The 24166-nt window shown below is 66.3% G+C and carries 22 protein-coding genes and 2 pseudogenes; 6 read left to right on the top strand and 18 right to left on the bottom strand.

All coding sequences use genetic code 11. The features are described from left to right. Window positions 1-125: 125 nt before the first annotated feature. The gene (locus tag K6L26_RS12235; protein ID WP_221853182.1) at window positions 126-467 is read right to left on the bottom strand and encodes a hypothetical protein; all 342 of its coding nucleotides are present in this window, start codon (window positions 465-467) and stop codon (window positions 126-128) included. A gap of 507 nt (window positions 468-974) precedes the next feature. On the opposite strand from K6L26_RS12235, the gene K6L26_RS12230 reads away from it, so the two are divergent. Beyond that, the gene (locus tag K6L26_RS12230) at window positions 975-1232 is read left to right on the top strand and encodes a hypothetical protein (protein ID WP_221853181.1); all 258 of its coding nucleotides are present in this window, start codon (window positions 975-977) and stop codon (window positions 1230-1232) included. 380 nt (window positions 1233-1612) lie between these two features. Here K6L26_RS12230 and K6L26_RS12225 read toward each other — a convergent pair whose 3' ends face one another. The 6 genes from K6L26_RS12225 to K6L26_RS12200 all read right to left on the bottom strand — a co-directional run bounded on the left by K6L26_RS12225 (window position 1613) and on the right by K6L26_RS12200 (window position 7881). Then, the gene (locus K6L26_RS12225) at window positions 1613-2425 is read right to left on the bottom strand and encodes a helix-turn-helix domain-containing protein (protein ID WP_221853180.1); all 813 of its coding nucleotides are present in this window, start codon (window positions 2423-2425) and stop codon (window positions 1613-1615) included. A 501-nt stretch (window positions 2426-2926) separates the two neighbouring features. After that, on the bottom strand, window positions 2927-3472 hold the full coding sequence (locus K6L26_RS12220; RefSeq protein WP_221853179.1) for a hypothetical protein: 546 nt from the start codon (window positions 3470-3472) through the stop codon (window positions 2927-2929). Window positions 3473-4005: 533 nt separating this feature from the next. Next, window positions 4006-5394 (bottom strand): recombinase family protein, encoded by a 1389-nt coding sequence (locus K6L26_RS12215; protein WP_221853178.1) that lies wholly within the window; start codon window positions 5392-5394, stop codon window positions 4006-4008. Next, on the bottom strand, window positions 5381-6184 hold the full coding sequence (locus K6L26_RS12210; RefSeq protein ID WP_245008722.1) for a hypothetical protein: 804 nt from the start codon (window positions 6182-6184) through the stop codon (window positions 5381-5383). The genes K6L26_RS12215 and K6L26_RS12210 overlap by 14 nt, the downstream gene beginning before the upstream one ends. After that, complete coding sequence (locus K6L26_RS12205) at window positions 6165-7001, bottom strand: ComEA family DNA-binding protein (RefSeq protein WP_221853177.1); 837 nt, start codon at window positions 6999-7001, stop codon at window positions 6165-6167. Before K6L26_RS12205 ends, K6L26_RS12210 begins: the two co-directional genes overlap by 20 nt. 91 nt (window positions 7002-7092) lie before the next feature. Continuing rightward, window positions 7093-7881 carry an SPFH domain-containing protein gene (locus K6L26_RS12200; RefSeq protein ID WP_036394203.1) on the bottom strand — a complete coding sequence of 263 codons (789 nt, stop codon included), beginning with the start codon at window positions 7879-7881 and terminating at the stop codon, window positions 7093-7095. A 158-nt stretch (window positions 7882-8039) separates the two neighbouring features. Between K6L26_RS12200 and K6L26_RS12195 the strand changes: the two genes are divergently transcribed. After that, window positions 8040-9092: an NAD(P)H-dependent amine dehydrogenase family protein gene (locus tag K6L26_RS12195; RefSeq protein WP_076214266.1), complete on the top strand. Its 1053-nt coding sequence runs from the start codon at window positions 8040-8042 to the stop codon at window positions 9090-9092. A gap of 29 nt (window positions 9093-9121) precedes the next feature. Here the strand turns inward: K6L26_RS12195 and K6L26_RS12190 are convergent, their stop codons facing one another. From K6L26_RS12190 to K6L26_RS12155, 8 genes are read right to left on the bottom strand one after another with little or no spacing between them, the layout of a single operon-like run. Beyond that, complete coding sequence (locus K6L26_RS12190) at window positions 9122-9961, bottom strand: DegV family protein (protein ID WP_019343932.1); 840 nt, start codon at window positions 9959-9961, stop codon at window positions 9122-9124. 2 nt (window positions 9962-9963) lie between these two features. Continuing rightward, on the bottom strand, window positions 9964-10713 hold the full coding sequence (gene octT, locus K6L26_RS12185; RefSeq protein ID WP_036393560.1) for a diglucosylglycerate octanoyltransferase: 750 nt from the start codon (window positions 10711-10713) through the stop codon (window positions 9964-9966). Beyond that, window positions 10703-11377 carry a glucosyl-3-phosphoglycerate phosphatase gene (gene gpgP / locus K6L26_RS12180; RefSeq protein ID WP_221853176.1) on the bottom strand — a complete coding sequence of 225 codons (675 nt, stop codon included), beginning with the start codon at window positions 11375-11377 and terminating at the stop codon, window positions 10703-10705. The genes octT and gpgP overlap by 11 nt, the downstream gene beginning before the upstream one ends. A gap of 7 nt (window positions 11378-11384) precedes the next feature. Then, window positions 11385-11765: a ribosome silencing factor gene (rsfS, locus tag K6L26_RS12175; protein WP_019343929.1), complete on the bottom strand. Its 381-nt coding sequence runs from the start codon at window positions 11763-11765 to the stop codon at window positions 11385-11387. Continuing rightward, window positions 11762-12409, bottom strand: a complete 648-nt coding sequence (nadD, locus tag K6L26_RS12170) for a nicotinate-nucleotide adenylyltransferase (RefSeq protein WP_076111512.1) — start codon at window positions 12407-12409, stop codon at window positions 11762-11764. Before nadD ends, rsfS begins: the two co-directional genes overlap by 4 nt. Before the next feature lie 33 nt (window positions 12410-12442). After that, window positions 12443-13894 carry a vWA domain-containing protein gene (locus K6L26_RS12165; protein ID WP_221853175.1) on the bottom strand — a complete coding sequence of 484 codons (1452 nt, stop codon included), beginning with the start codon at window positions 13892-13894 and terminating at the stop codon, window positions 12443-12445. Then, the gene (locus tag K6L26_RS12160) at window positions 13894-14784 is read right to left on the bottom strand and encodes an AAA family ATPase (RefSeq protein ID WP_019344035.1); all 891 of its coding nucleotides are present in this window, start codon (window positions 14782-14784) and stop codon (window positions 13894-13896) included. The genes K6L26_RS12165 and K6L26_RS12160 overlap by 1 nt, the downstream gene beginning before the upstream one ends. 31 nt (window positions 14785-14815) lie before the next feature. After that, window positions 14816-16081: a glutamate-5-semialdehyde dehydrogenase gene (locus K6L26_RS12155; protein ID WP_221853174.1), complete on the bottom strand. Its 1266-nt coding sequence runs from the start codon at window positions 16079-16081 to the stop codon at window positions 14816-14818. 73 nt (window positions 16082-16154) lie between these two features. Here K6L26_RS12155 and K6L26_RS12150 point away from each other — a divergent pair, with 73 nt between their 5' ends. Both K6L26_RS12150 and K6L26_RS12145 read left to right on the top strand, forming a co-directional pair. Further along, window positions 16155-17015 carry a ribokinase gene (locus K6L26_RS12150; RefSeq protein WP_221853173.1) on the top strand — a complete coding sequence of 287 codons (861 nt, stop codon included), beginning with the start codon at window positions 16155-16157 and terminating at the stop codon, window positions 17013-17015. A 44-nt stretch (window positions 17016-17059) separates the two neighbouring features. Beyond that, entirely contained in the window at window positions 17060-17884 is an 825-nt protein-coding gene (locus K6L26_RS12145; RefSeq protein WP_221853172.1) for an enoyl-CoA hydratase/isomerase family protein, read from the top strand. Here the strand turns inward: K6L26_RS12145 and K6L26_RS12140 are convergent. Next, the gene (locus tag K6L26_RS12140; RefSeq protein ID WP_221853171.1) at window positions 17881-20487 is read right to left on the bottom strand and encodes a S15 peptidase family protein; all 2607 of its coding nucleotides are present in this window, start codon (window positions 20485-20487) and stop codon (window positions 17881-17883) included. The two genes, K6L26_RS12145 and K6L26_RS12140, sit on opposite strands and share 4 nt — an antisense overlap. Window positions 20488-20633: 146 nt before the next feature. Beyond that, window positions 20634-22685: an NAD(+) synthase gene (locus tag K6L26_RS12135; protein ID WP_221853381.1), complete on the bottom strand. Its 2052-nt coding sequence runs from the start codon at window positions 22683-22685 to the stop codon at window positions 20634-20636. A 57-nt stretch (window positions 22686-22742) separates the two neighbouring features. Between K6L26_RS12135 and K6L26_RS12130 the strand changes: the two genes are divergently transcribed. After that, a complete protein-coding gene (locus tag K6L26_RS12130; RefSeq protein WP_221853170.1) occupies window positions 22743-23282 on the top strand; it encodes a cysteine hydrolase family protein in 540 nt (179 codons plus the stop codon). A gap of 22 nt (window positions 23283-23304) precedes the next feature. After that, window positions 23305-24105 (top strand): annotated as a pseudogene (locus K6L26_RS12125) (NAD-dependent protein deacetylase); the annotation flags it as partial. On the opposite strand, the pseudogene K6L26_RS32015 reads toward K6L26_RS12125, so the two are convergent. Further along, window positions 24067-24162 (bottom strand): annotated as a pseudogene (locus tag K6L26_RS32015) (hypothetical protein); the annotation flags it as partial. The pseudogenes K6L26_RS12125 and K6L26_RS32015 overlap by 39 nt on opposite strands. Window positions 24163-24166 lie beyond the last annotated feature (4 nt).

Below are 24166 nucleotides of genomic sequence, written 5' to 3'. Positions count from 1 at the left end.
TTCTATGTGGTGTTCGGTGCGCGTCACCCGTGGCGGGCGGTGATCCATACAGAAGCCCGAACGGTGCCGTGTCTTCCGCTCGCAGTCACCGCCACACTTCACGCTGCGCGTACGGCGGTCGCGGCTCACTCGGTCAGCTCCACCAGTGCCAGCGCGACGTCGGCGGCCTCGGACTGGGCGAGGTGCATGTAGCGCTCTTCACCATCGGGAAGCTGGTACGCAAGCCGGATGCCGCCCCGCCGAGTGATGGTGATGGTCAGGATGTCACCGCCCATGAGGGCGGGCAGAGTCGTTGTGCGGGCCTGCCCGTTGACCGCCCAACCCTCGACACCTTCGAGGATCGCTGACGCCACCGAACGTGCCTCGGTCTTCTGGACGCCGACGCTCACGACACCCTGGCCAACAGGTTTCAGGATGCGAACCCAGCGTGAACCCTCGTCCTGGACCGTTGCTTGAATCGTCGTCATGCGCCGAACCCCTCCACGATCCGTTTGCATTCGGCGCCCGTGAGACTCAGTTCGGTGCGACCCCGAGTGAGCGTGACCCCCGAAGGTGCTACAGGTGTGACCGCGACGGAGGATCGGTCCGTGAGAATCGTTGCTGGGGTGGCGTCGCGGCCAGCGTCGCGGATGCCTCTAAGCGCGCGGGCAAGTGCTTGCGCGTGGACGCCGTACAGGACGATCCGAGGCGTCCCGCCGATCTGTAGGCGGTCATCGGTGATCTGTATCAATGGGGATTCCTTCGGTTTGAAAATGGGGCCGGCCCCGACCGGAGCGGTGAGGCTCAGACAGTCGGGGCCGGGTTTGTTGGGTCGCTCCGATCAACTGCGACCCCACGCCGCGCGCTTAAAGGATTAGTGCGCGGTTCTTGCCGGCGGAGTGGGAATCCGTAACCCGTTGATCGGCGGCAAGTTCTCTTGCTGCTTGTGCCGAATCGGCCATGTCGGCTATGTCGGCGCATATAACCTTTGGTCCATGACCGAAGAGCCTGACGCGAAAATCCCCGACCCCGCAGACTTCAGCAGGATTCGCGCGTTCACATTGCCACCCGAGGCGGAAACAAGCATCTGGATTAGAGACCAGTTAGCGGCAGCGGACGAGAAGTCCAAGGGCGTGGCGAAAGCGCTCACTCTGCCCATGTCGGCAGCGATCCTTGCCGTACTAGGTGTCTTCAATCTAGAGCTGAAGATCATCGCACTGCGGCGAGAGTTACGGGGCGAGGAGCCGCGATAACGCGTCGTATAGATCGTTCGCGACAGGAGTGTCTGCGGTAATCCCCGCCTCTTCCTTTGAGGGGAAGTCGAATGCCGCCTGCATTAGGACCGTTTCGGCCACCCCGTCCAGTTCTTCACGCACGATCGCCCTAACCTCGTCAGGCGTCATGGGGTGGCCCACCTCGAATGCGAGGAGTGCGTTGCCGAGGTCTGTCCGGTGTGTACGCAGCTCAAGTAGTAGGTCCAGCCGTCCAGGACGGCAATCCAGCCGGTAGCGTCAGCCCGCAGTGGAACTGATGCCAGCCCGCCGTCAGATGCCGCCACCTGTACAGCCAACGGGGTAGCTGACGTTTGATTGTTTGTTGTCAATTCCAATTCTCAACTCGCTAAGACTGTTTTCTAGGGCGTGGCCACAATCGTCTCGGGGCCCGCCCACGGATCGCTATTCGAGCAACCCAAATGGAAAAATCGGTAGGCGGTATGCGTGCCGTCACCGGTTTGTTTGCATTCCCTATCGGTGATCGGCTTCCCGCAATCACTGCACCAACATGTAGACATGCGCGGCGCGGCGGAACTCTGTTCTTGGCTGCCCACACCCACTACCGGAGATTCATCGTCTACGTCCTCACCGCTTGGTGAAGACGTCCAGTAATCCTGGTATTGCTTTACCTGCTCATTGACTTGTGGGTAGCCGCGAGCGCCAGCGAGCGTAAACCCCACCCCGTCCCGGTCGCCGTCAGGCGATCCGGAAGAATCTCTAGACTCCCAAGAACTACCACCCACATACTCACCACTTGGCAGCATTTTACTGCCAGTAGTACTGGTATTGGTATGATGGCGTACAGTCTGGGTTGTACCTTGAACCCCTGCGGAAATGGTGTCAGATTGTACCTTGAGATTGTCTTTCAAGGTATCGCTACGGCTACCCTGTAAATCTTCCGGGAAGCGATAGACGGACGCACCGCAGTTCTTCCGGCCGCGCCTAACCAGGATGATGTATCCGTGAGCAGTGAGCCACGCCAGAGCAGTCTTCACTGTCTGTACGTGACAATTGCAGTCTCGGGCCAGCACCTCGTTACCTGGGTGGGCATTCGTGCCGTCACCCTCGGCGTAGTCCAGCAGGGTAACGAGGATTCGGTAATGCTTGTCTGACAGTTTCTTGCCGTGCAGGCTCTTGAGGTACCGGAATTTGAATCCCTTAGTCGCTGCCAATTCTGTTGGTCTCCCCTACCCGATTTCGCGGGTCGCATAGATGTTGATTCAGATCGTGGACAAGGCTCTCGACTTCATCCCGAGTAAGGACGATCCAGCCCTGTCCACGGCGAATAATCGCGCCGCCATTACCTCGGCGCTGGACCTTGGTTACCGCCATTGGGACATAACCCCTCGAATGGTCGGGCCGTCGATGGCTTGCAGTAGTGCGACGGCCTCGCTTCCGGTCAAGCCTCGGGACTCGGCGGCGTGGAGCAACGCCATGCCGACCTTTCGACGCTGGCGATACCTGGCCTGCGCTTCTCGGTCGCAGACTTTGCATTCACCGTTAAGGTAAATATCTTTATGGGCGCACACGGCTCCCCCTTCATTCATTGTTGTTGATGTTGTGCCTAAAGTGGGCACACCGTTTTTGGGCAAAAAGATATTCCCCCCTATCGCCGGGGCGGCTTATCACGTGATGACTAGTCACGGCACAACCATTGACCTGCGGTTTAATGGCTAATTGCTACCATTAGCGTCAGATTTTCTGACGTACGATTCTTTGGCCTTCTGACGCCGGCAAGTCTTGCAGCTCGAATGCAGGCCATCAGCATTACGGCGATAGGGTGAAAAGAATTCGAGGCCCTTTGATATGCCACATGAGGTGCATGTTTTCCGCCCGCCCTTGTCGAGCTGGCCAAGCTTGGGAGCCGGTTTCTCGGGCGGCGATGGCCAATCATCTTCGCTTTCCAGATCAACGTGTCGCAACAGCGGCAATTTCTCCTCACGACGCCGGTTACGACGCCGTTCCAGGCCGTCATCCCGTTCGGCGCCCAGCGTCGGCTCAATGGCGTCTATGTCGCTCGTGGTGAGTGTGTAGGCCGAATGTTTCGAGTCCCAATCGTTCACTGGGTCGTAAAACTTAAGCTCTTCTAGGGTGAGCAGTCCGGCTTCATACATTGCCCGTTCGATTTCGCGATCCTCGCGGGCACCCTTAGGCTTGGCGCTTGCCTTAAGTAGGGCGTTGGCCTCTTTTTCGAGCTTGGCGTCTCTACCGGTTTTCATGCGGTACTCTCTTTCGTGGCGATGGGCATTAAGGTGACAACTATTAGTAGTAGTTGTGCGAAACGAGTTTTAAAAACACTCCCCATATATATGCGGAAGAATGATCGGCTCAAAGATTGCAAAAATGTCTTTGACCAGCATTTACGGCAAAACCTCTTATGTAAACTATGGTTGAGGTTTAGAGTTATATGTGCACATTGTTATAAAGTCGTAATAGAAACAACGGCGTGTTTATGCCCGGGCGTGTCGAAATTGCCGAAATGGCGCTGTGTGGAACAGGTTCTAATTCGAAAAATCACATGACCCGTGGGACGCTACGTCTAATGCCTCATGCCGCCCCCTCATCGGCGGATGGAATATGAACCGGCCGCAACAATCGGGTCAACCGCGCGCGCTGCACGTCAGTCAACGGCGGCGCAGAGTCGAGCTGACGCTCGACCCATTCGGCTACCGTTGATGACCCCATATATCAAGTCTGGGGGAGATTTTTCCGACTTGTGCGTTCTAGGGGTCCACGAACAGAACCGAGGCAGCTACTTCCAGGTGACGTGAACCGCGTCGGGGTTGAACTTGGGTCCGCTTGCGGTCGGCATGATGCGAACCACCAGCAAGAGATCCACAACAGCGCGCCGCTGTTCGGGGGCCATCGCCTCCCACACCGTGGCCGGGTCCGGTGCCGTCACAAGGTCGCGCAACACTTTGGCCCGGTCGGGTGTCGCAGCGATCCCCTGCGCTTCCTCAATCTGCGGGAGCAATGCCGTGTTAATGGTGGTCAATTGTGCGAGCGTGAGCGCACCAGAGGCGTAGGCCCCAGCGGCATCGTTCAGCCGGTCCTGTAATTCCTGTACCCGAGCAGCAGCAGCCCGCGCTTTGTCGGCCCGCTCGGGTTCTGCGAGCAGGTCTGCGGCGTCCGGTAGCGCAAGGCGCGCGAGGATGAGTTGGGTAACGAGGTCATCCACCGAGGCTTGATCGCGTAGGACGTGGGCAGCCCGACACCTATAGATCGGCTTGGACTTCCCCTTGTACGGCTTCGATTTGCCGACCACCATCGGTGAATCACATACCCCGCAGAGCGCCAGGACAGACAACAGATGAACCTGGCCACCACGCCCGGGATTGGTATTGCGCCCGGGGGCGTTCAGGATCGCCTGAACCTGTCGAAAGTCCTCCACTGGCAGTATGGTTTCCCACTTGCCCGCGCCGAGTTCCTGGCCCCGATGGACCCGAATGCCGGCGTTGCGAGGCCGCAGAAGCATGGTCCGTACCGTGACGTCCCGCCACGGCCTACCCGTCGCAGTGGTGTGCCCTGCATCATTGAGGGCGCGGGCTATTCCCTTGACCGCCAAGCCATCCAGTAGCAGCCGCGCGGCCTCGCGCACCACATGCGCCTCGACCGGGTCAATCGTCATTCGGTCGTTGGTCCAGCCGTACGGCCTACTCCCCCCGTGATGCTTCCCGTCAGCGGCGTTGGCTTCCAGCTTGCGGCGGATGCGCTCGCTCTTGTGTTCCGACTCGTGCTCAGCGACCGCCCCGACTATGCGGGCGTTCATCCGGCCGGAAGGTGTAGACAGGTCGTAACGGCCAGCCGTGACGGTCTCGACGTTCACGCCGTACTCATTGATCAAGTCGATGAATCCGACTAATTCCCGTGTCTGCCTGTGCAGCCTGTCGGGGTGCCAGGCAACGATGGTGTTGATCTGGCCAGCTTTGACCGCGTCCAGCATCGCCGCGTATGCAGGGCGTTGCTTGCGCTGATTGAAGGCCGAGCGGTCGTTATCGCAATACACCTCGACCACGGTCCATCCACGGGCAGCGCAGAGCTTGCGGGCATCCTCCTCTTGACGTTGCACGCCGAGAGCGTCACCGTTCACATCAGCGGATATGCGGGTGTAAATCCCGGCCAGACCGCTAGCCACTTCCATGCTTTAAGCGTACTCTCACGTGTGTCAGACCAGCAGTGCGGAACTGCGCCGTCGTCGTCGCGGTCACCGCCGAGGTGTCGCCGAGCACCAGGGCCGGCAGCATGGCCGCCTGGTCCGCGGGCAACGCGGCCCGCGCCGCGTCGGCGAAACGCGAACGGACCTGTGCCGCAACCCGTTGTACCGCGGAAGCCTCCCCCAGCGCCGGCCGGCCCGACGCCGACAGCACCGCCACACTCAGGTCCCTGCGGTCCGGGCGGTTCACAGCGGCGCGGAAGCGCACCGGAGTCCCGGGGCCGGCTCCGCCGAACGATGGTGTGGCGAACACCAGGACCCGACCCCGCATCGGGGCCTGATCGACCTCGCGCAGCCCGGCGCGGAACATCAGCCGACCGCCCTTGATCGGTCGCGGCGTCTCCGCCGGAACCACCTCGACCGTCGCGGTGCCGCCGTAGAGCCGGGCGATGGGATGTTGCTCGACCTGATGCACGCGCAGACCGACCGCCACCGCGAATCCGGTGGCGACCGCCGCGACGGCCAGGACCGCTGCCCCGAGTGCCCGCGGTGCTGCGGAATCGGGATCGGCGCCCCATCGAACCGCCAACCAGGTCACCCCGACCGCGCCGAGGCCCACCATCGTCGCAGCGCCGAGGTGCCAGACGATTCCGGCCGCCGACACCGCCCAGGCGGTCAGGGCGGCAGGAACGATCCGCAGATCCAGGGACTGCCGCTCGGCCCACGCCTCGCCGGCCAGACCGTCACCGCCGGCACCGTCACGCCCGGACCAGTTCACGCAGTTTCTCCAGCCGCGCGGGTCCGATCCCGTCGACGTCTCCGAGTTGGTCGACACTGTCGAACCGGCCGTGCGCGGTCCGCCACGCCACGATCGCCTCCGCGGTCACCGGGCCGACGCCGGGCAGCGCGTCGAGGTCCTCAACGGTGGCGGTGTTGAGGTCCACCGGCCCCGCGGGTGTGCCTGACGCGGGTGCCGAGACAGCGCGTGAGGGAGACGCCCCGGCGTCACCGGCGACCGAGCTGCCCATGGTCGCCGGTTGTCCCGGTGGGGCTTCGATGCCGACCACGATCTGTTCCCCGTCACCTACCCGGCGGGCCATGTTCAACCCGATCAGATCGGCGCCGTCGAGCGGACCGCCGGCCGCCTCCAACGCGTCGGCGATCCTCGCCCCGGCCTGCAGGGTCACCAGGCCCGGCTTGTGCACCAGGCCGACCACACTGACCACTACCGGCCCGGCCGGCACATCCGCGGCCGGGGTCGGCACGGCCGACGAAACCATCTGCACGGGTGGAAGATTCGCCGACGCGACCGGCGGCGGCTGCTGACGGATCAGGGCGAACACAGTGACCAGGACGGCCAGCACCCCGACACCGGCCAATGCCAACGCCCCGGCCCGGCCGGGATCGGAGCGCGCGGCGGCCAGCCAACCGCGGCCGTCGCCCGGTGCTGTATCGGGCAGCCACCTCGACAGCGCGCTCTCGGACGCCGTGTCGCGATCGGAATCACCGCCCGGCTCGGATTCGAGATCGTCCCCGCTGCTCGAGCGGCCGCCACCGAGACGCCGGAGCCGCTCGACCGACAATTCGGTACCCATGCCCGTGACGGTAGGTGCGGGACCCGACGATTCCAGGCCCCCGAACGGTCCGCGCCGACCGGTTGTGGATGAATCTCGCGCTGTGGACTACCTACCCCACCACCTGGGTGGAGGACTGGGGGGTGGCGCGTTCCAGGTAGCGCAGCAGCTCCACCGGGAACGGCAGCACCAGGGTGGAGTTCTTCTCCGCAGCCACTTCGACCACGGTCTCCAGCAGCCGAAGCTGCAGGGCAGCCGGGTCCGCTGCCATCACATCGGCGGCCGCGGCGAGCTTTTCGGACGCCTGCAGCTCGCCGTCGGCGGTGATGACGCGGGCCCGCCGCTCCCGCTCCGCCTCGGCCTGACGCGCGATGGACCGCTTCATCGAGTCCGGCAGCACCACGTCTTTGATCTCGACCCGGTCGAGATGGATCCCCCAACCCACCGCCGGGTTGTCGATGAGCAGTTCGAGGCCCTGATTGAGTCGCTCCCGGTTGGACAGCAGATCATCGAGGTTGCTCTTGCCGATGATCGAACGCAGCGAGGTTTGTGCCACCTGGCCGATCGCCGACATGTAGTCCTGAACGTCGACCACGGCCCGCACCGGGTCGAGCACCTTGAAGTAGATCACCGCGTCGACCCGCACGGTGACGTTGTCGCGGGTGATGCCGTCCTGCGCCGGAACCGGCATCGTGATGATCTGCATGTTGACCTTCTGCATCCGGTCGGCGACCGGGATGAGCATGGTCAGACCCGGCTGCCTGACAGTGGCGCGGACCCGGCCGAACCGGAACACCACGCCGCGTTCGTACTGTCTGACCACGCGGAGGTTGCTCACGCCGAGCCAGATCAGGGCGATGACGCCGGCACCGGCCGACGCGAGCACGTAGAGCATGTCCATGATCGGACCTCGATTCATGGCGACACCGGGGCGAGCTCGTCCCGTACTTCGATTGTGCGACGACGGGGTGCCTGCCGCCAGGATGGGCACCTACCGGTGGTGAACACTTCGGAGATAGTGTCTAGGGTCCAGCTCAGGGCTCAGCGAGGAGACGAATCATGACCGCAGCGGGTAGGCCGATCCGGGTTATCCAATGGACCACCGGGAACATCGGGCGACGCTCGCTGCACGCGATCATCGGCCGCGACGACATGGAACTGGTCGGCGTGTACGCCTACGGCGCCGAGAAGGTCGGGGTTGACGCCGCCGAGCTGGCCGGCTGGCCCGAGCCCACCGGGATCAAGGCCACCAACTCCATAGAGGAGCTGCTCGCGCTCAAACCCGATGCGTGTTGCTACAACCCGATCTGGCCCAGTGTCGACGAACTGGTCGCGCTGCTGGAAGCCGGGGTGAACGTGTGCTCCACCGCGGCCTGGATCACCGGCGGCAAGCAGAGCGCCGAAGACCTCGAGCGGATCCAGAAGGCCTGCCAGACAGGTAATTCCACGATCTTCGGCAGCGGGGCCCATCCCGGCCTGACCAACATGATGGGCATGGTGCTGTCCAGCGCATGTGAGAGCGTCGACGAAATCCGCATCACCGAGTCGGTCGACTGCGGGGTCTACGAGTCGGCGGGAACCATGGCCGCGATGGGCTTCGGCAAGGACCCCGAGACCCCCGGGCTGGCCGAGAGCGTGCGCCTCGAAAGCGAAGTGTTCGCCGAGTCGGCGGCGATGATGGCCGACGCCATCGGCGCCAAGCTCGACCGCATCACCTTCGACGTCACGTTCACAGCGGCCACCGACGACTCGGATCTGGGCTTCATGCAGATCCCCAAGGGCACCGTCGCCAGCGTGTACGGCTATCACCGCGGCTGGGTGGGCGACAAGAACGTCGTCAGCGTCGGATTCAACTGGATCATGGGCGATCACGTCACTCCCCCGAAGCCGGTGGCGCACGGCCACGTGATCCAGGTGTTCGGCGTGCCCAACATGCGCACCGTGGTGTACTGCCTGCCGTCGAAAGACTGGAGCGAGGTCAGCCTCAACGGGCTGGGCATGATCTACACCGCGCTGCCGGTCACCAATGCGGTGCCCGCCGTGGTGGCCGCGGCGCCGGGCATTCTCACCCTCAAGGATCTGCCGCCGGTCACCGGACGGTTCGCCGGCTAGCTCGATCGGGTCGCCGATCCGCCGGTCCGCTAAGCGTCCTCGACGGAGATGCACGCGCCGACCGCGCCACCACCGACATGCACCGCGAGCACCGGGCCCATGTCGGTCACCGACAGGGACAGCAGGTTCGGCAACCGGTCGGTGAGCGCGGCGGCGATCTCCTCGGCGCCGTCCGGGTTGTCGACATGGTGCACGACGACACGCACGGCGCGCTCGCCCGCGGCCTCGGCAATCTGATCGACAAGCGCCGCATGTGCTTTGGATATCGTCCGGATACGTTGTGAGAGCACCAGCCGTCCGTCCACGTCCAGGCGCAGCAGCGGTTTGAGTGACAGTGCGGTACCGAGCCAGGAGGCCGCGGTGCCGATCCGGCCGCCGCGCCGCAGGTTGTCGAGGCGGTGCACCACGATGAACGCCTGCCCGCGTGGGATCGCGGCCCGCGCCGCCGCCTCAACCGTGTCGAGAGTGCCTCCGGCGCGCGCTGATTCGGCGGCGGCCAGGGCCACGAAGCCCACCCCCATGGCCGCGGCACGTGAGTTCACCACCCGTACGGCCGGCCCCACCTCACGTGCCGTTGCCGCGGCGGTGCTGTAGGTACCCGACAGCGCCGCCGAAATGTGCACGGCGACAACACCGTCACCGCCGCTGTCGGCCAATGCCTGCCGATAGATGTCGGCGAGATCGGCCGGCGAAGCACCCGAGGTGGTGACCCGGGGCCGGTCATAGATATCCGGCGGCATCTCGTCGACACCGTCGCGCAAGTCGGCGCCGTCGTCGAGGATGTGCAACGGCACCTGCCGAATTCCCCACTGCTCACACAACTCCGGCCGCAACCGCGACGTCGAGTCGGTCACTACCATGACCGCCATCGTCAGTCGGTGGCATCCAGTTGCGGCACCCCGGCAGCGGCCAGCCCCTTGAGCATCAACTCGGCCACCGCCCGGTGAGCTTCGAAATTCCAGTGGATGCCGTCAGGATTGCCCCGCCCGCTGAGCACCTCGTCGGCCACCGCGGCTTTGAGATCCACCAACGGGACGTCATGCTCGGCCGCCCAGGCCGTGATCGCCTCGACCGTGGGCTCGCGCCCGTGATGGGCCTTGCCGTAGGTGTCGGCGATGTGTACCGAAGGCAGCGACGCGACCACCGGAATGCCGGGCCGGTTGAAATCGATCGCGTTACGCGTCATCTCCAGGTATTCGACCGTCAGGTGCGGGGGCAGTGCCGAGCGGGCGATCGGTGACAACCGGGGCTGGATCCAGCCGTAGCCGTCGCGGGCCCAGCGGCGCAACCACGCCGGGCGTACGTAGCGGATGAGCTCACGCAGCGCGGTGGGCAGCGGCGAGGGCAACGAGTCCATACCGCTGGTGGCGAAGATGACCGCACCCGCGCGCGGCAACGCCGCCCAGGATCGCGGATCCTGGGTGGCGGCCCACCAGACGTCGCGGGTGGTCCAACCGATCCGGCCGATCAGCTCGACATCCCAACCCAGCTGCTGGGCCACGATATTGGGCCAGATTCGCGGATCGTCGGACGGCAGACCGCCGGTCGGGCCGAAATAGGACAGGGAGTCGGCGAAGACCAGCAACACCGGTCTGCGAGCTGCGGTGTGGTCAGAGGACATCGTTGGCCACCTGCGCCGAGGCGTTCCAGACATCGAGCCGCCAGCGGATGGAGTCGAAATCGTCGTCAGCGGATTCCGGCGAATGTCCGGACAGCTGGACCCAACTGGCGTTGCCCATGCCGCCGAGCACCGGCCAGTTGTCCACCGGCAGGCCGAGCAGTCCGGCCGTCAGCGCTGCGATCAGACCGCCGTGCGCCACCAGCACCACCGGGCGGTCCGAGCCGTCCAGGCCCCATTCCTTTTGTCCGGCAACAGCTTGCGCCACCACCGGGATGCTGCGGTCGGCCACGTCGACGCGGCTCTCGCCGCCGTGCGGTGCCCATCGGGCGTCCTCGCGCCACGCCACGCGAGCGCCCGGTGCCACGGTGTCTACTTCCAGGTGGGTCAGGCCCTGCCAGTCCCCCAGGTGCGTCTCACGTAGCCGCTTGTCCACAGCCACCGCGATCCCGGCGCGGTCACCGAGGGCCACCGCGGTGTCGAGGGCGCGCTTGAGATCCGAGGATACGATCAGAAGCGGCTGGCGCTTGGCCAAGACCTCGGCGGCCGCCGCGGCCTGCTCGCGGCCGAGGTCGGACAGCTCGGTGTCGAGCTGACCCTGCATGCGACTGCCGGCGTTGTATTCGGTCTGACCGTGCCGCAGCAGCACCAGCCGACGGACCTTCATCGCACCCTCATTCGGTGGGCTCCGCCGGTACGTCCAGGTCGACCGGAATCGTCGGGCAGTCCCGCCACAACCGCTCGAGGGCGTAGAACTCCCGCTCGTCCTGGTGCTGGATGTGCACCACGATGTCGACGTAGTCGAGCAAGGTCCAGCGCCCTTCCCGGGTGCCCTCGCGGCGCGCGGGCTTGTACCCGGCCAGCCGCATCTTCTCCTCGACCTCGTCGACGATCGCGTTGACCTGGCGCTCGTTGGAGGCCGATGCGATCACGAAGCAGTCGGTGATCACCAACTGGCCCGACACATCGATGACCACCACATCGTCGGCCAGCTTGGCCGCTGCGGCCCGGGCGGCCACCGTCGCCATGGCGACGGCCTCGTCGGTCGCGCTCATCGAATCGGCTCCATGATGCGTTCACCCTTCCCGTCTGCGGAGTACAACCCGCGTTTGGCCACGTACTGCACCACACCGTCGGGTACCAGGTACCAGATCGGCCGGCCGTCGGCGGCCCGCTTACGGCAGTCACTGGACGAGATCGCCAGCGCGGGCACCTCGACCAATGTCAGTGCGTCCGGCGACAGCTCACGCAGCGCCGCCTCGATATGTTCACCGTCCAACTCGTAGCCCGGCCGGCTCACGCCCACGAACCTCGCCATGGAGAACAGATCCTCCCAGTTCTGCCATGACAGGATCGATGCCAGGGCATCGGCGCCGGTGATGAAGTACAGGTCGGTATCGGCGTTGAGGTCACGCAGGTCACGCAAGGTGTCCTTGGTGTAGGTCGCACCGCCCCGATCGATGTCGACACGGCTGACCGAGAAACGCGGGTTGGACGCGGTCGCGATCACCGTCATCAGATACCGGTCCTCGGCCGCGCTCACCCGCCGATCGTGCTTCTGCCATGGCTGACCGGTGGGAACGAACACCACCTCGTCGAGGTCGAACAGGTCGGCCACCTCACTGGCGGCGACCAGGTGTCCGTTGTGGATGGGATCGAACGTCCCACCCATCACACCCAGCCTGCGCCGTCTTGCCACAAAGAGGCAGCTTACGGCAGCGGCAAGGGCGGCTCAGACCGGCAGCAACCCGTCGATCACGGCGGCCAGCTGTTTGGCTGACCGGCACTCGTGCATCGGGATGGTTTCGAGGTACTTCGGCGCCGCGGAGTCTCCGCTGCCCCACAGGTGCTTGGGCTCGGGGTTGAGCCAGTGCGCGTGGCGACTGGCCGACACCATGTGCGCGAGCAGTGCCGTCTCGGGGTTGCGGTAGTTGTTCCGGCCGTCGCCCAGCACCAGCAGCGAGCTGCGAGGCGACAGCACGTTGGGGTACTTGTCCAGGAACGACACGAAGGCATGGCCGTAGTCGGAGTGCCCATCGCGCGTGTAGACGCCCGCCTCGCGGGTGATGCGCTGCACCGCCACCGCCAGATCGGACTCCGGCCCGAACATGTCGGTGACCTCGTCGGTGGTGTCGATGAAGGCGAAGACCCGAACCCGGGAGAACTGCTGGCGCAGCGCCGAGACCAGCATCAGGGTGAAGTGGCTGAACCCCGCAACCGACCCCGACACATCGCAGAGCACCACCAGCTCGGGTCGCGCCGGATGCGGCTTCTTGAGCACCACGTCGATCGGCACACCGCCCGTCGACATCGACTTGCGCAGCGTCTTGCGCAGGTCGATCTCCCCGGAACGAGACCGGCGGCGCCGGGCCGCCAATCGCGTCGCCAACGTGCGGGCCAGCGGCTGCACCGTCTTGCGCATCTGCCGCAGCTGTTCGCCCGAGGCGCGCAGGAATTCGACGTTCTCCGCCAGCTGCGGCACCCCGTACATCTGCACGTGATCGCGGCCCAACTGCTCGGCCGTGCGCCGCTTGGTCTCCGACTCGACCATCTTGCGCAGCTGGGAGATGCGCTGGGCGGCCAGCGCCTTGGCGATCTCCTCCTGGGTGGGCGTGGGCTCCTCGCCGTAGGGCGCGAGCAGCCCGGCCAGCAGCCGGCCCTCCAGATCGTCCAGGCTCATCGCCTTGAGCGCCTGATACGACGAGTACGACGGACCACGGCTGGAGTTGTAGCGCCCGTAGGCCTCGACGATCCGCGCGATCATCGCCGCCATCCGGTCATCGAGGTTCGCCAGATCCTCGTTGTCGGACAGCATCTGCACCAGCGCTTCGCGCATCGCCTCGATGTCCTCCGGCGGCAGCTGAGGCTGACTGTCGTCGTCGGGGCGGTCTTCCTCGTCCGCGAGCACGGTGCGGGCCCCGAGCGCCGCCGGGAAGAACAGGTCGAACATCGCGTCGTAGGTGTCGCGGTGGTCCGGGCGGCGCAGCACCGCGCACGCGATTCCCTCACGCAACGCCTCACGGTCGCCCAGCCCCAGCACGGTGATCACCCGGCCGGCGTCCACGGTCTCCGACGGGCCGACCGAGATCCCCTGCCCGCGAAGGGCTTCGACGAACTCGACGAGGTGCCCCGGCAAGCCGTGTGGGGCCAGCGGCTGGGACGGTCGAACCCGGCGGGGCACCATTAGTTCAGCCTCAACTCGCCGGCCGCTCTGACTTGGTCTGACTGGTGTTTGAGCACCACACCGAGGGTGGCGGCGATCATCTCATCGTCGATGGTGTCCAGGCCCAGGGCCAGCACCGTGCGGCCCCAGTCGATGGTCTCGGCGACCGACGGGAGCTTCTTGAGCTGCATACCGCGCAGCACGCCGATGATCCGCACCAGTTCGGTCGCGATGTGCTCGGGCAGCTCGGGCACCCGGGACAACAGAATGCGGCGCTCCAGATCCGGATCCGGGAAGTCGATGTGCAGGAACAGGCAGCGTCGCTTGAGCGCCTCGGAGAGCTCACGGGTGGCATTCGAGGTGAGCACCACGAACGGCGGCCGCTCGGCGGTGATCGTGCCGAGCTCGGGGACGGTGACCGCGAAGTCGGAGAGCACCTCCAGCAGTAGGCCTTCGATCTCGATGTCGGCCTTATCGGTCTCGTCGACCAGCAGCACGGTCGGGTCGGTGCGCTTGATCGCGGTCAACAGCGGACGCGTCAGCAGGAACTCCTCGCTGAACACGTCGTCCTTGGTCTGATCCCAGTCGGTCCCCGAACCGCCGGCCTGTCCGGCCTGGATCCGCAGGATCTGCTTGGCATGGTTCCACTCGTAGAGCGCACGGGCCTCGTCGACGCCCTCGTAGCACTGCAGCCGGACCAGCTCCGAACCGGTGGTCGCCGCCACCGCCCGGGCCAGCTCGGTCTTACCGACGCCCGCGGGCCCCTCCACGAGCAGAGGTTTGCCGAGCCGATCGGCGAGGAAAACCGCTGTCGCCGTAGCGGTATCGGGCAGATATCCGGTCTCCGCCAAGCGTCGCGCGACATCGTCGATGTCGGCGAACAACGGAGCGGGGCGGGCGGGCACGCTCATGTGGTCTCCTGGTCTGTATCTGGTCGGCGGGTTACGCCGGGCGGGTCTGACCGTCTCCCCACACGATCCATTTGGTCGAGGTCAGTTCGGGCAGGCCCATCGGTCCGCGGGCGTGCAGCTTCTGGGTGGAGATGCCGATCTCGGCGCCGAAACCGAACTGTTCTCCGTCGGTGAACGCGGTGGACGCGTTGACCATCACCGCGGCCGCATCCACCTGCTCGGTGAAGCGTTGGGCCGCAGCAAGATCCGTTGTCACGATGGCCTCGGTGTGCCCGGTGCCGTACGTGTTGATGTGGGCGATGGCGCCATCCACTCCGTCTACCAGGGCCACGGCGATGTCCATCGAGAGGAACTCGGTGTGCAGCTCCTCTTCCGTGGGATCGGCGTGCACAGTGACACCGGCGTCGCGCAATACGGCGGTCAGCCGGGGCAGCGCGGTCGCCTCGAGCTCCTTGTCCACCAGCAGGGTCTCGGCGGCGTTGCAGACACTCGGACGCCGGGTCTTGGAGTTCAGCAGGATCTTGCAGGCCAAGTCCAGGTCGGCCGAGCTGTGAACGTACACATGGCAATTGCCCACACCGGTCTCGATGGTGGGTACCTGCGCATCGCGCACCACCGCCTCGATCAGGCCGGCTCCCCCGCGCGGGATCACCACGTCGACCAGGCCGCGGGCCTGGATCAGGTGGGTGACGCTGGCGCGGTCATGGCTGGGCAACAGTTGCACGGCGTCCAGGGGCAGGCCGACCGACGCCAGCGCCGAACGCAGCGCGGCCACCAGCGCCTCGTTGGACCGGGCCGCAGACGAACTGCCGCGCAGCAGAGCGGCATTGCCCGATTTCAGGGTGAGCCCGAAGGCGTCCACGGTGACGTTGGGCCGGCCCTCGTAGACCATGCCGACGACGCCGAGCGGCACCCGCTGCTGACGCAGTTGCAGCCCGTTGGGCAGGGTGCGGCCGCGCAACACCTCGCCGACCGGGTCGGGCAGCCCGGCGACCTGCCGCAGACCGGCGGCGATGCCGTCGACCCGCTGCGGGTTGAGCGCCAGGCGGTCCAGGATCGACTCGGGCGTTCCTGCGGCGCGCGCGGCGTCCACGTCGGCGGCGTTGGCGGCCAGGATCTCGTGCACATGGGCCAGGACGCTGTCGGCGGCGGCGTGCAGCGCGCGGTTCTTCGTCTCGGCGCTCAGGGTGCCCAGGATGCGGGCGGCGACACGTGCCCGACGCGCGGCCTCGTGCACCTGCTCACGCAGGCCCTCAGGGGGCGGCGTCGTCGTCGGAGACTCTGTCTGAACGCTCATCTGGCCAGCGTATCGGAGGAGTTGAGGTGCTTCGACAGGTGTCAGGCACCGGTAGCAACTAGCCTTTTCAGTCATGGCCGCTGCGCGGGTTTGCGTCGTCGGGAGCATCAACGCCGATCTCACGTTCACCGTCGGTGCGCTGCCGCGTCCAGGACAGACGGTGCTCGCGTCCTCGCTGGCGTCGGCGTCCGGGGGCAAGGGCGGCAACCAGGCGGTGGCGGCTGCGCGGGCCGGTGCCGAGGTGGCCCTGGTGGCCGCCGTCGGTGACGACCCGGCGGCCGTGACCCTGCGTCGTCATCTGCAGGCCAACGGAGTCGGCATCGATGCCGTGACATGTGTGCCCGGCCCCAGCGGGTCCGCGGCGATCCTCGTCGACACCGTCGGTGAGAACTGCATCGTGGTGGCGCCGGGCGCCAACTCCCGGCTCGAGGTGGACTCCGCGGCGGCCCGCTCGGCGATCGTCTGGAGTGAGGTCACGTTGGTCCAGTTGGAGATTCCGGTGACGACGGCGATCGCCGCGGCCAAGCTGGCGCGCGCGGCCGGTGCGGTGGTGATGCTCAACGCGTCGCCCGGAGGTACGCCCGCCCATCATCTGCTGGCCCTGTCGGAACTGGTCGACGTCGTGGTGGTCAACGAGACCGAGGCAGCCGAGTGGCATTGGCCGGTGCGGCATCTGGTGATCACCCGGGGCGCGCGCGGCGCCAGTTACCTGGGTGACGACGAGCGCTTCGACGTGCCGGCGCCCTCGGTGCGGGCGCTGGACACCGCCGGGGCAGGCGACGTGTTCGCCGGGGTACTCGCCGCCGGGTGGACCGCGGGCCACGAGCAGGCCCTGCGCCGGGCATGCGCGGCCGGAGCCCTGGCCACCCTGGTGCGCGGCGCCGGCGACTGCGCGCCCTCGGCCGCCGATATCGATGCCGTCCTGACCCCCTGAGACGGCAAACTGAAGCCGATACCGTTGGCGTTATAGTCGCCAGCATGACGCAGGGACTCACCCCACGACCGCCCGAGGGCGACTGGCTCGGCACCCCTTATCTCCGGTTCGAGCGGCGGGGCCCGTTCGGGGTCGTAACCCTGGACCGCCCCGAGGCCCGCAACGCGATGACGCCGGCCATGTACTTCGGTATCCGGTACGCGGTCACCCACGTCGAGGCGGACCCGGACCTGGCCGGGCTGCTGATCACCGGTACCGGGGACGTGTTCGCCCCGGGCGGTGACCTCGGCGGCGGCAACGGCGTCGACGACTGGATGAGTTTCGGCGCGGCCCTGTCGATGGACGTCACGCCGTTCGAAACCCTGCGCCAATCGGTCAAGCCGGTGGTCAGCGCGGTCAACGGGCTGTGCCAGGGCGGCGGGTTGCAGATCGCGATCTGCAGCGACATGGCCGTGGTCAGCGACCGCGCCACCTTCCGGGTACCCGAGTTGTACCGCGGCATCGCCGACACCTATTACAGCCAGATGCTGGCCCGCCTGATCGGCGTGGTCCGCACGCGCGACCTGATGTTCACCGGGCGCACCCTCACCGCACAGGAGGCGGTCGACTGGGGCATGGTCGCCCGCGTGGTCCCGCACGACGAATTGTTTTCAGCCGCAACCGAAGTGCTCACCCAGTGCTGCCGGACCGCGCCCCGGGCCCGCGGGGTGGTCAAGTCCAGCCTCGACAGCTACATGGGCCTCTACGACCGGATCGGCATGAAGGCCAGTTACAGCGGCGACGAGGCGGTGGAGGGCTTCCGCGCGTTCAAGGCCCGCCGGTCACCGGAGTGGGTGCATCCGGATCTGCGGGCCGACGGCCGCCTCTAGACGCTGACCAGATCCTCCGCGGCGTCCGCCGCCGGCTGCGCGTTGGCACCGGCCCCCACGGTCGGCAACACCACCTGCACACCGGAGATGTTGATGACGCCGAACTGGGTGACGTTGAGGAACGGCGTGGCCGAGCTGGTGATCTGCACCGTGGCGGTATGCCCCGGTTCCAGCGTGTAGGCCACGGCCTCCATCGGGATGGTCACGGTGTGCTCCCGGCCGTCGAGGGTGACCGGAATCGGGGTGACCACATTGCCGATCACCTGGCCGGTCTGGTCGTCGACGATCTGGGCGTAGACGTGACGGCTGGTGCCGATACCGGAATACGTCATGGTCAGCTCGGGCGCGCCGACGATCTGCGTGGCAGTGCCCGACGGGGCGGTGACCGTGGTGTTCACCGCGTTGGTGGCTTTGGTGCCGTCACCGAGCCCGAACGGAATGCCCGCCGCGCCCGGCCCGGAACCGCCGAGGATCGGGACGATACCCAACAGTCCGCCGTCGCCCGACGCGTTCACCGGAGTCCCGGTGAAACCGGGGTCGGACGGCAGCAGGTCTGACGTGTAGTGGTCACCGTTCTGGTCGATCCACTGGAACTTGGGTAGACCGTCGTCCACCTCCTCACCCTTGTGCTTGACGTAGGAGTCCAGCCAGCTCAGTGTCGCAGTCTGGACCATCTCGGCGCTGTCCCCGGGCGGGGTCTCGCAGTTGCCGTGGCCACCGCAGAACCAGACCATCTTCACCGGCACACCGTTGGCGTCCAGAATCGTGGCGTTGTCGATCGCCTGCTGCAGCGGGAACAACACGTCGACGGTGCCCTGGATGATCAGCGTCGGGGCGGTGACCTTGTTCACCAGGGCGGTCGGGCCACTGCTCGCCAGCAGAGCCTGCTGTTCGGGGGTGAGAACGCCGAGCAGCGCACCGGTGAAGATGCCGCCGTAGAGCTGGTTGTTGATGTTCGCACCGCTCGTCACCAGCGACAACAGCAGAAGCGCCGCGTACGACGTCTTGAACGCCTCGTTGGGATACAGCGAGCTGTTCAGGGAGTTCCACGAAATCGTCGGGACGATCGCGTCGACCCGATTGTCCGTTGCCGCGGTCACCCACTGGATGCCGCCGCCGTACGAGCCGCCGACCATGCCCATGCGCGGATCGTTGGCGCCGTCGAGTTGTGTGAAGGGCCGCTTGGCGACGTAGTCGATCATCGCCGAGGCGTCGCGTCCCTCGAAGAACGGGTTGTCCAGCTGCAGGAGCCCGCCCGAAGCGTGCTCGCCGCGGGAATCCCAGGTGACGACGTTGTAACCGTTGTCCCGGAACGTGCCGACACCGGTGGGGCCGCCGGTGTACGGATCGGTGTCACCCGCGCTCGACAAGCCGGCGCCGCTGAAGATCGTCGGGGCCTCATCTCCGGCCTGAAGGCCCGATGCCGGGAACCAGTTCATACTGATCGGCGTGCCGTCGAAGGACGTCACGTTGACGGTGTAGGCCACCGGGGTGCCCGCCGGTGCCAGCGCACCGACGTCGACGTTGACGTCCACCACCTCGGCCTCGCCGATGAGCGGGGCCAGCAGATCGCTCACCACCGGCATCTGGTGCACGATCACCAGCACCTGCGGCACGAACGAGCCTACGATCGGGATCTGTTGCAGCGCAGCGTCGAACGCCGTGGTTTCGGCGACCAGGACGGTGAACTTCTCCGCGCCCCCGCTGTCGACGACGGTCGCGTACGGCAGGAACGTGAAGGTGCCGTCGGCCGAGTCGAGCCGCACCTTGCCACCCGCGCTCGGGTCGCCGATCACGGTGTAGGTGAGCGGTAGCCCGCCTGTGCTCGTCGCTCCGGTCGTGCCGTGGATGATGCCGTCGGTGATGCCGACGGACGGGGCCGCGGTGATACCACCGGTGCCGGACAGTGACGGTGAGACGGCGGCCGTGGCGAACTCCCGGCGCGCGGCGGCCAGCAGCACCCACTCGGCGGGCGAATCGGTCGCTGGCGCGGCCGGCGAGTTCCCGGCCAGCGTCCTGGCGATGTCGTTGACCACGGTCTCGATCAGGTTCCGCGCCGGAGCCGGGGCAGGCTGCACGGTCTTGGCCGTCGCGATGGCTTCCGGTTCGGCATCGGGTACGTCGACCGGGCTCTCGACGGTCTCGGCGGCCTTAGGACTCGCCTCAGGTTTGGCCGCCTCAGGCGTCGGGGAAACGTCCGTGCCGGCAGTGTCCGGGTCTGAGCTGCCGTTGCGGTGACGGGTCAGGCGGGAGTCGACCTTGCTCTGCGCCTTCGACAGTCGGTCGGTGATCGACTGCACGACATCGGACTTCGGCGTGGTCGCGCTGACGCGATGACGGCCGGACTCGCCGAGCTTGGCCGCGCGATCCTTGGTCGCCGCCCGAACCGCGGCCTGCCGCAGCGAGCGGGCGCTCTGCCGGTCCTTGACCGGTCCCTTGTGGGTGGCAGGAGCCGACGCCGACTCCGACGATGCCTCACCCGACCCGGGCGCCGCCGAGGCGAGCGGAGTACCCAGCGCCTGGCCACCCAGAACGACAGCCGACCCGACCCCCAGCGCGACCGCCAATCCCCCTACCCGACCGACGTACTTCGCAGCAGCCAACGCAACCTCCTCGACCCGGCGCCCGGCAGCGCCGGGCTGTGACCCGCCGCACATTAGCGCGGCAATGTGAGCCAGAAGGTTAGCTTGTCAATTTTTTGCGCCGTAAATTGGGTGGGCCCGGCCATCTGGCCAGGTCACAGCGGCGTCTACCGCTCGGGGATGTTCCGCTCGATCTCGTCGAGCCAGATCCGCGCCGACATGTCCGAGGGCGCCCGCCAATCCCCGCGGGGCGACAGGGCACCGCCGTGCGACACCTTGGGGCCATTGGGCAGCGCCGAACGCTTGAACTGGGAGAACGAGTAGAACCGCTGCGCGAACACCTGCAGCCAATGCCGGATCTCTTCGAGCGAGTACGCCGGGCGCTTGTCCTCGGGAAACCCGGCCGGCCAGTCCCCAAGGGTCGCGTCATGCCAGGCATGCCAGGCCAGAAACGCCACCTTGGACGGACGGAAACCGTACCGAAGCACCTGGAACAACGAAAAGTCTTGCAGCACATAAGGACCCACTTTGGCCTCGCTGCTCTGGATCTCCTCGTCCTCCCCGGTGGGTACCAGCTCCGGGGTGATCTCGGTGTCCAGCACCGATTGCAACACCTCGTTGACCTCGGAATCCTCGGAGCCGAACTGCCCCGACGAGATCACCCACCGGATCAGATGCTGGATCAAGGTTTTCGGCACGCCGCCGTTGACGTTGTAGTGCGACATCTGGTCACCGACCCCATAGGTCGACCAGCCCAGCGCCAGCTCGGACAGGTCGCCGGTGCCCAGCACGATGCCGCCGCGCTGGTTGGCCAACCGGAACAGGTAGTCGGTGCGCAACCCGGCCTGCACGTTCTCGAACGTGACGTCGTAGACCTTTTCACCGCGGCCGAACGGGTGATCCATCTCGGTGAGCATCAGCTGGGCGGTCTGCTTGATGTCGATCTCTTCGAACGTCACACCAAGGGCGCGGCTCAATCGGATGGCGTTGTTCTTGGTCCGGTCACCGGTGGCGAAGCCGGGCAGGGTGAACGCGAGAATGTCACTGCGCGGCCGGTTTTCCCGGTCCATCGCCCGCGCGGCCACGATCAGGGCATGCGTGGAATCCAGACCGCCGGACACGCCGATGACCACCTTGGGGTAGTTCAGCGCCCGCAGTCGTTGCTCCAACCCGGAGACCTGGATGTTGTAGGCCTCGTAGCAATCCTGTTGCAGCCGTGTCGGATCCGCCGGAACGAACGGGAACCGCTCGACCTCACGCAGCAGACCGATGTCGTCGGTCGGCGGATCGAGCTGGAACTCGATGCGGCGGAACGAATCCACTTGGGCGCCATGCTGTCCGGCGTTGTCGTCGAAGGTACCCATCCGCAGGCGTTCCGACCGCAGCAACTCCAGGTCCACGTCGGCCACCGAGCGTCGTTCACCGCGCGGAAAGCGCTCGCTCTCGGCGAGCAGCAGCCCGTTCTCCCAGACCATCGTCTGGCCGTCCCACGCCAGGTCCGTCGTCGACTCCCCCTCGCCGGCCGCGGCGTACACATAGGCGGCCAGGCACCTCGATGAGGCCGAACGGGCCAGCAGCGCACGGTCTTCGGCGCGGCCGACCGTGATCGGGCTGCCCGAGAGATTGGCCAGCACCGTCGCGCCGGCCAGCGCGGCCTGCGCACTGGGCGGCACCGGCACGAACATGTCCTCACAGATCTCGACGTGCAGCACCAGCCCCGGAACATCGGAGGCGACGAACAACAGGTCCGGACCGAACGGTACCTCGGCACCGGCCACCCGGATGGTGCCGCGAACGTCGGCGCCGCTTGCCATCTGCCTGTGCTCGTAGAACTCTCGATACGTCGGCAGGTAGGACTTGGGTGCCACGCCCAACACCGCACCCCGGTGGATCACCGCCGCAGTGTTGTAGATCCGGTGCCGGTACCGCAGCGGTGCGCCCACCACCAGGACCGGTGTCAACACCACCGAGGCCGCGACGATTTCGATGAGTGCCTGCTCCACCGAGTCCAGCAGCGCATCCTGCATGACGATGTCGTCGATCGAGTACCCCGACAACGTCAACTCGGGGAACACCGCGACGGCCACACCGTCGTCGTGGCAGGCCTGCGCCAACCGGAGCACCGATTCGGCGTTCGCCGGCGGATCCGCCAGCGCTGTGTGGTGAGTGCAGGCGGCAACCCGCGCGAAACCGTGTCGATAGGCGCTGTAGAAGTCCATCACGCCCATTGTCACCCGAAAAGTGTCAAGATCGGGCCAGTGGGTACCAATTGACGCATGAGCGATACCGCACTCGTGGTCGTAGACATGCTCAACACCTATAGACATGAAGACGCCGAGTTGCTGGCGCCCAATGTGGCGGCGATCATCGATCCGCTGGTCAGGCTCATCGAGGCCGCACGGGGACGCGAAGACGTCGACCTGATCTACGTCAACGACAACTACGGCGACTTCACCGCCCAGTTCAGCGACATCGTCGAGGCCGCGCTGACCGGTGAGCACCCGGACCTAGTGCGCCCGATCGTGCCCGCGGACGGTTGCCTGCTGCTGACCAAGGTGCGCCACAGCGTGTTCTACGCGACGGCATTGGAGTACCTGCTGGGCCGGTTGGAAACCCGGCGGGTGATCCTGGCCGGCCAGGTCACCGAACAGTGCATCCTCTACAGCGCGCTGGACGCATACGTGCGGCATCTCGACGTGGTGATTCCCTCCGACGCGGTGGCGCACATCGATGCCGGCCTGGGCGAGGCCGCCCTGGAGATGATGCGGCGCAACATGAGCGCCGAGATCGTGCCCGCCGCCAAATGCCTGGACTGACGGGCGGCCTATCCTGGCGAGGGTGGACGCTCCCGAACTCGTCGCCCTGCTGCAGGGACGCCGCGTCGCGGTGTTGACCGGGGCCGGGATGTCAACCGACTCGGGCATCCCGGATTACCGCGGGCCCGACTCCCCGCCCAGCAATCCGATGACGATCCGGCAGTTCACCTCCGATCCGCAGTTCCGGCAGCGGTACTGGGCCCGTAACCACGTCGGCTGGCGGCATATGGACGAAACCGAGCCCAACGCCGGACACCGGGCCCTGGCCACGCTGGAAGCCGCCGGTGTGGTGACCGGACTGATCACCCAGAACGTGGACCTGCTGCACAGCAAGGCAGGCAGCCGGTCGGTGGTCAACCTGCACGGCACCTACGCGCAGGTGATCTGTCTGGACTGCGGTGCGACCATGGGCCGTGCCGAATTGGCTGCCCGGTTGGAGGCGGCCAATCCCGGTTTCTACGAACGCGCCGAGTCGGTCGGCGGCATCGCGGTAGCGCCCGACGCCGACGCCGTGGTCCGCGAAACCGACTCATTCGTCATCGTCGACTGCCCGGCCTGCGGGGGCATGCTGAAGCCCGACATCGTCTACTTCGGCGAAAGTGTCCCCAAAGACCGTGTCGAGCAGGCGTATTCGATGGTGGACGAGGCCGACGCACTGCTCGTGGCCGGGTCTTCGCTGACCGTGTATTCCGGATACCGGTTCGTGCGGCATGCCGCTGCCCACGCGATCCCGGTGGGGATCGTCAACCGCGGCCCCACCCGCGGCGATGACCTGGCCGCGGTCAAGGTCGAGGCGGGCTGTTCGGAGATGCTGGTCCTGCTGGCCGGCGAGCTCAGTGATTTGGGTGCGTTCACCGGCGGCAGGCGCCGCTAGGTGCACCCAA

This window comes from Mycobacterium farcinogenes, assembly GCF_019739075.1.
GTDB lineage: Bacteria > Actinomycetota > Actinomycetes > Mycobacteriales > Mycobacteriaceae > Mycobacterium > Mycobacterium senegalense.
Note: the sequence above shows the minus strand (reverse complement) of the source record. Positions and strands in the feature narration are given on the sequence as shown.

Bases quoted from the DNA above. Each gene is read 5' to 3' on its own strand.
- K6L26_RS12235 (WP_221853182.1), bottom strand. From the start codon at position 467: ATGACGACGATTCAAGCAACGGTCCAGGACGAGGGTTCACGCTGGGTT.
- K6L26_RS12230 (WP_221853181.1), top strand. From the start codon at position 975: ATGACCGAAGAGCCTGACGCGAAAATCCCCGACCCCGCAGACTTCAGC.
- K6L26_RS12220 (WP_221853179.1), bottom strand. From the start codon at position 3,472: ATGAAAACCGGTAGAGACGCCAAGCTCGAAAAAGAGGCCAACGCCCTA.
- K6L26_RS12215 (WP_221853178.1), bottom strand. From the start codon at position 5,394: ATGGAAGTGGCTAGCGGTCTGGCCGGGATTTACACCCGCATATCCGCT.
- K6L26_RS12205 (WP_221853177.1), bottom strand. From the start codon at position 7,001: ATGGGTACCGAATTGTCGGTCGAGCGGCTCCGGCGTCTCGGTGGCGGC.
- K6L26_RS12200 (WP_036394203.1), bottom strand. From the start codon at position 7,881: ATGGACATGCTCTACGTGCTCGCGTCGGCCGGTGCCGGCGTCATCGCC.
- K6L26_RS12195 (WP_076214266.1), top strand. From the start codon at position 8,040: ATGACCGCAGCGGGTAGGCCGATCCGGGTTATCCAATGGACCACCGGG.
- K6L26_RS12190 (WP_019343932.1), bottom strand. From the start codon at position 9,961: ATGGCGGTCATGGTAGTGACCGACTCGACGTCGCGGTTGCGGCCGGAG.
- octT (WP_036393560.1), bottom strand. From the start codon at position 10,713: ATGTCCTCTGACCACACCGCAGCTCGCAGACCGGTGTTGCTGGTCTTC.
- gpgP (WP_221853176.1), bottom strand. From the start codon at position 11,377: ATGAAGGTCCGTCGGCTGGTGCTGCTGCGGCACGGTCAGACCGAATAC.
- rsfS (WP_019343929.1), bottom strand. From the start codon at position 11,765: ATGAGCGCGACCGACGAGGCCGTCGCCATGGCGACGGTGGCCGCCCGG.
- K6L26_RS12165 (WP_221853175.1), bottom strand. From the start codon at position 13,894: ATGGTGCCCCGCCGGGTTCGACCGTCCCAGCCGCTGGCCCCACACGGC.
- K6L26_RS12160 (WP_019344035.1), bottom strand. From the start codon at position 14,784: ATGAGCGTGCCCGCCCGCCCCGCTCCGTTGTTCGCCGACATCGACGAT.
- K6L26_RS12155 (WP_221853174.1), bottom strand. From the start codon at position 16,081: ATGAGCGTTCAGACAGAGTCTCCGACGACGACGCCGCCCCCTGAGGGC.
- K6L26_RS12150 (WP_221853173.1), top strand. From the start codon at position 16,155: ATGGCCGCTGCGCGGGTTTGCGTCGTCGGGAGCATCAACGCCGATCTC.
- K6L26_RS12145 (WP_221853172.1), top strand. From the start codon at position 17,060: ATGACGCAGGGACTCACCCCACGACCGCCCGAGGGCGACTGGCTCGGC.
- K6L26_RS12135 (WP_221853381.1), bottom strand. From the start codon at position 22,685: ATGGACTTCTACAGCGCCTATCGACACGGTTTCGCGCGGGTTGCCGCC.
- K6L26_RS12130 (WP_221853170.1), top strand. From the start codon at position 22,743: ATGAGCGATACCGCACTCGTGGTCGTAGACATGCTCAACACCTATAGA.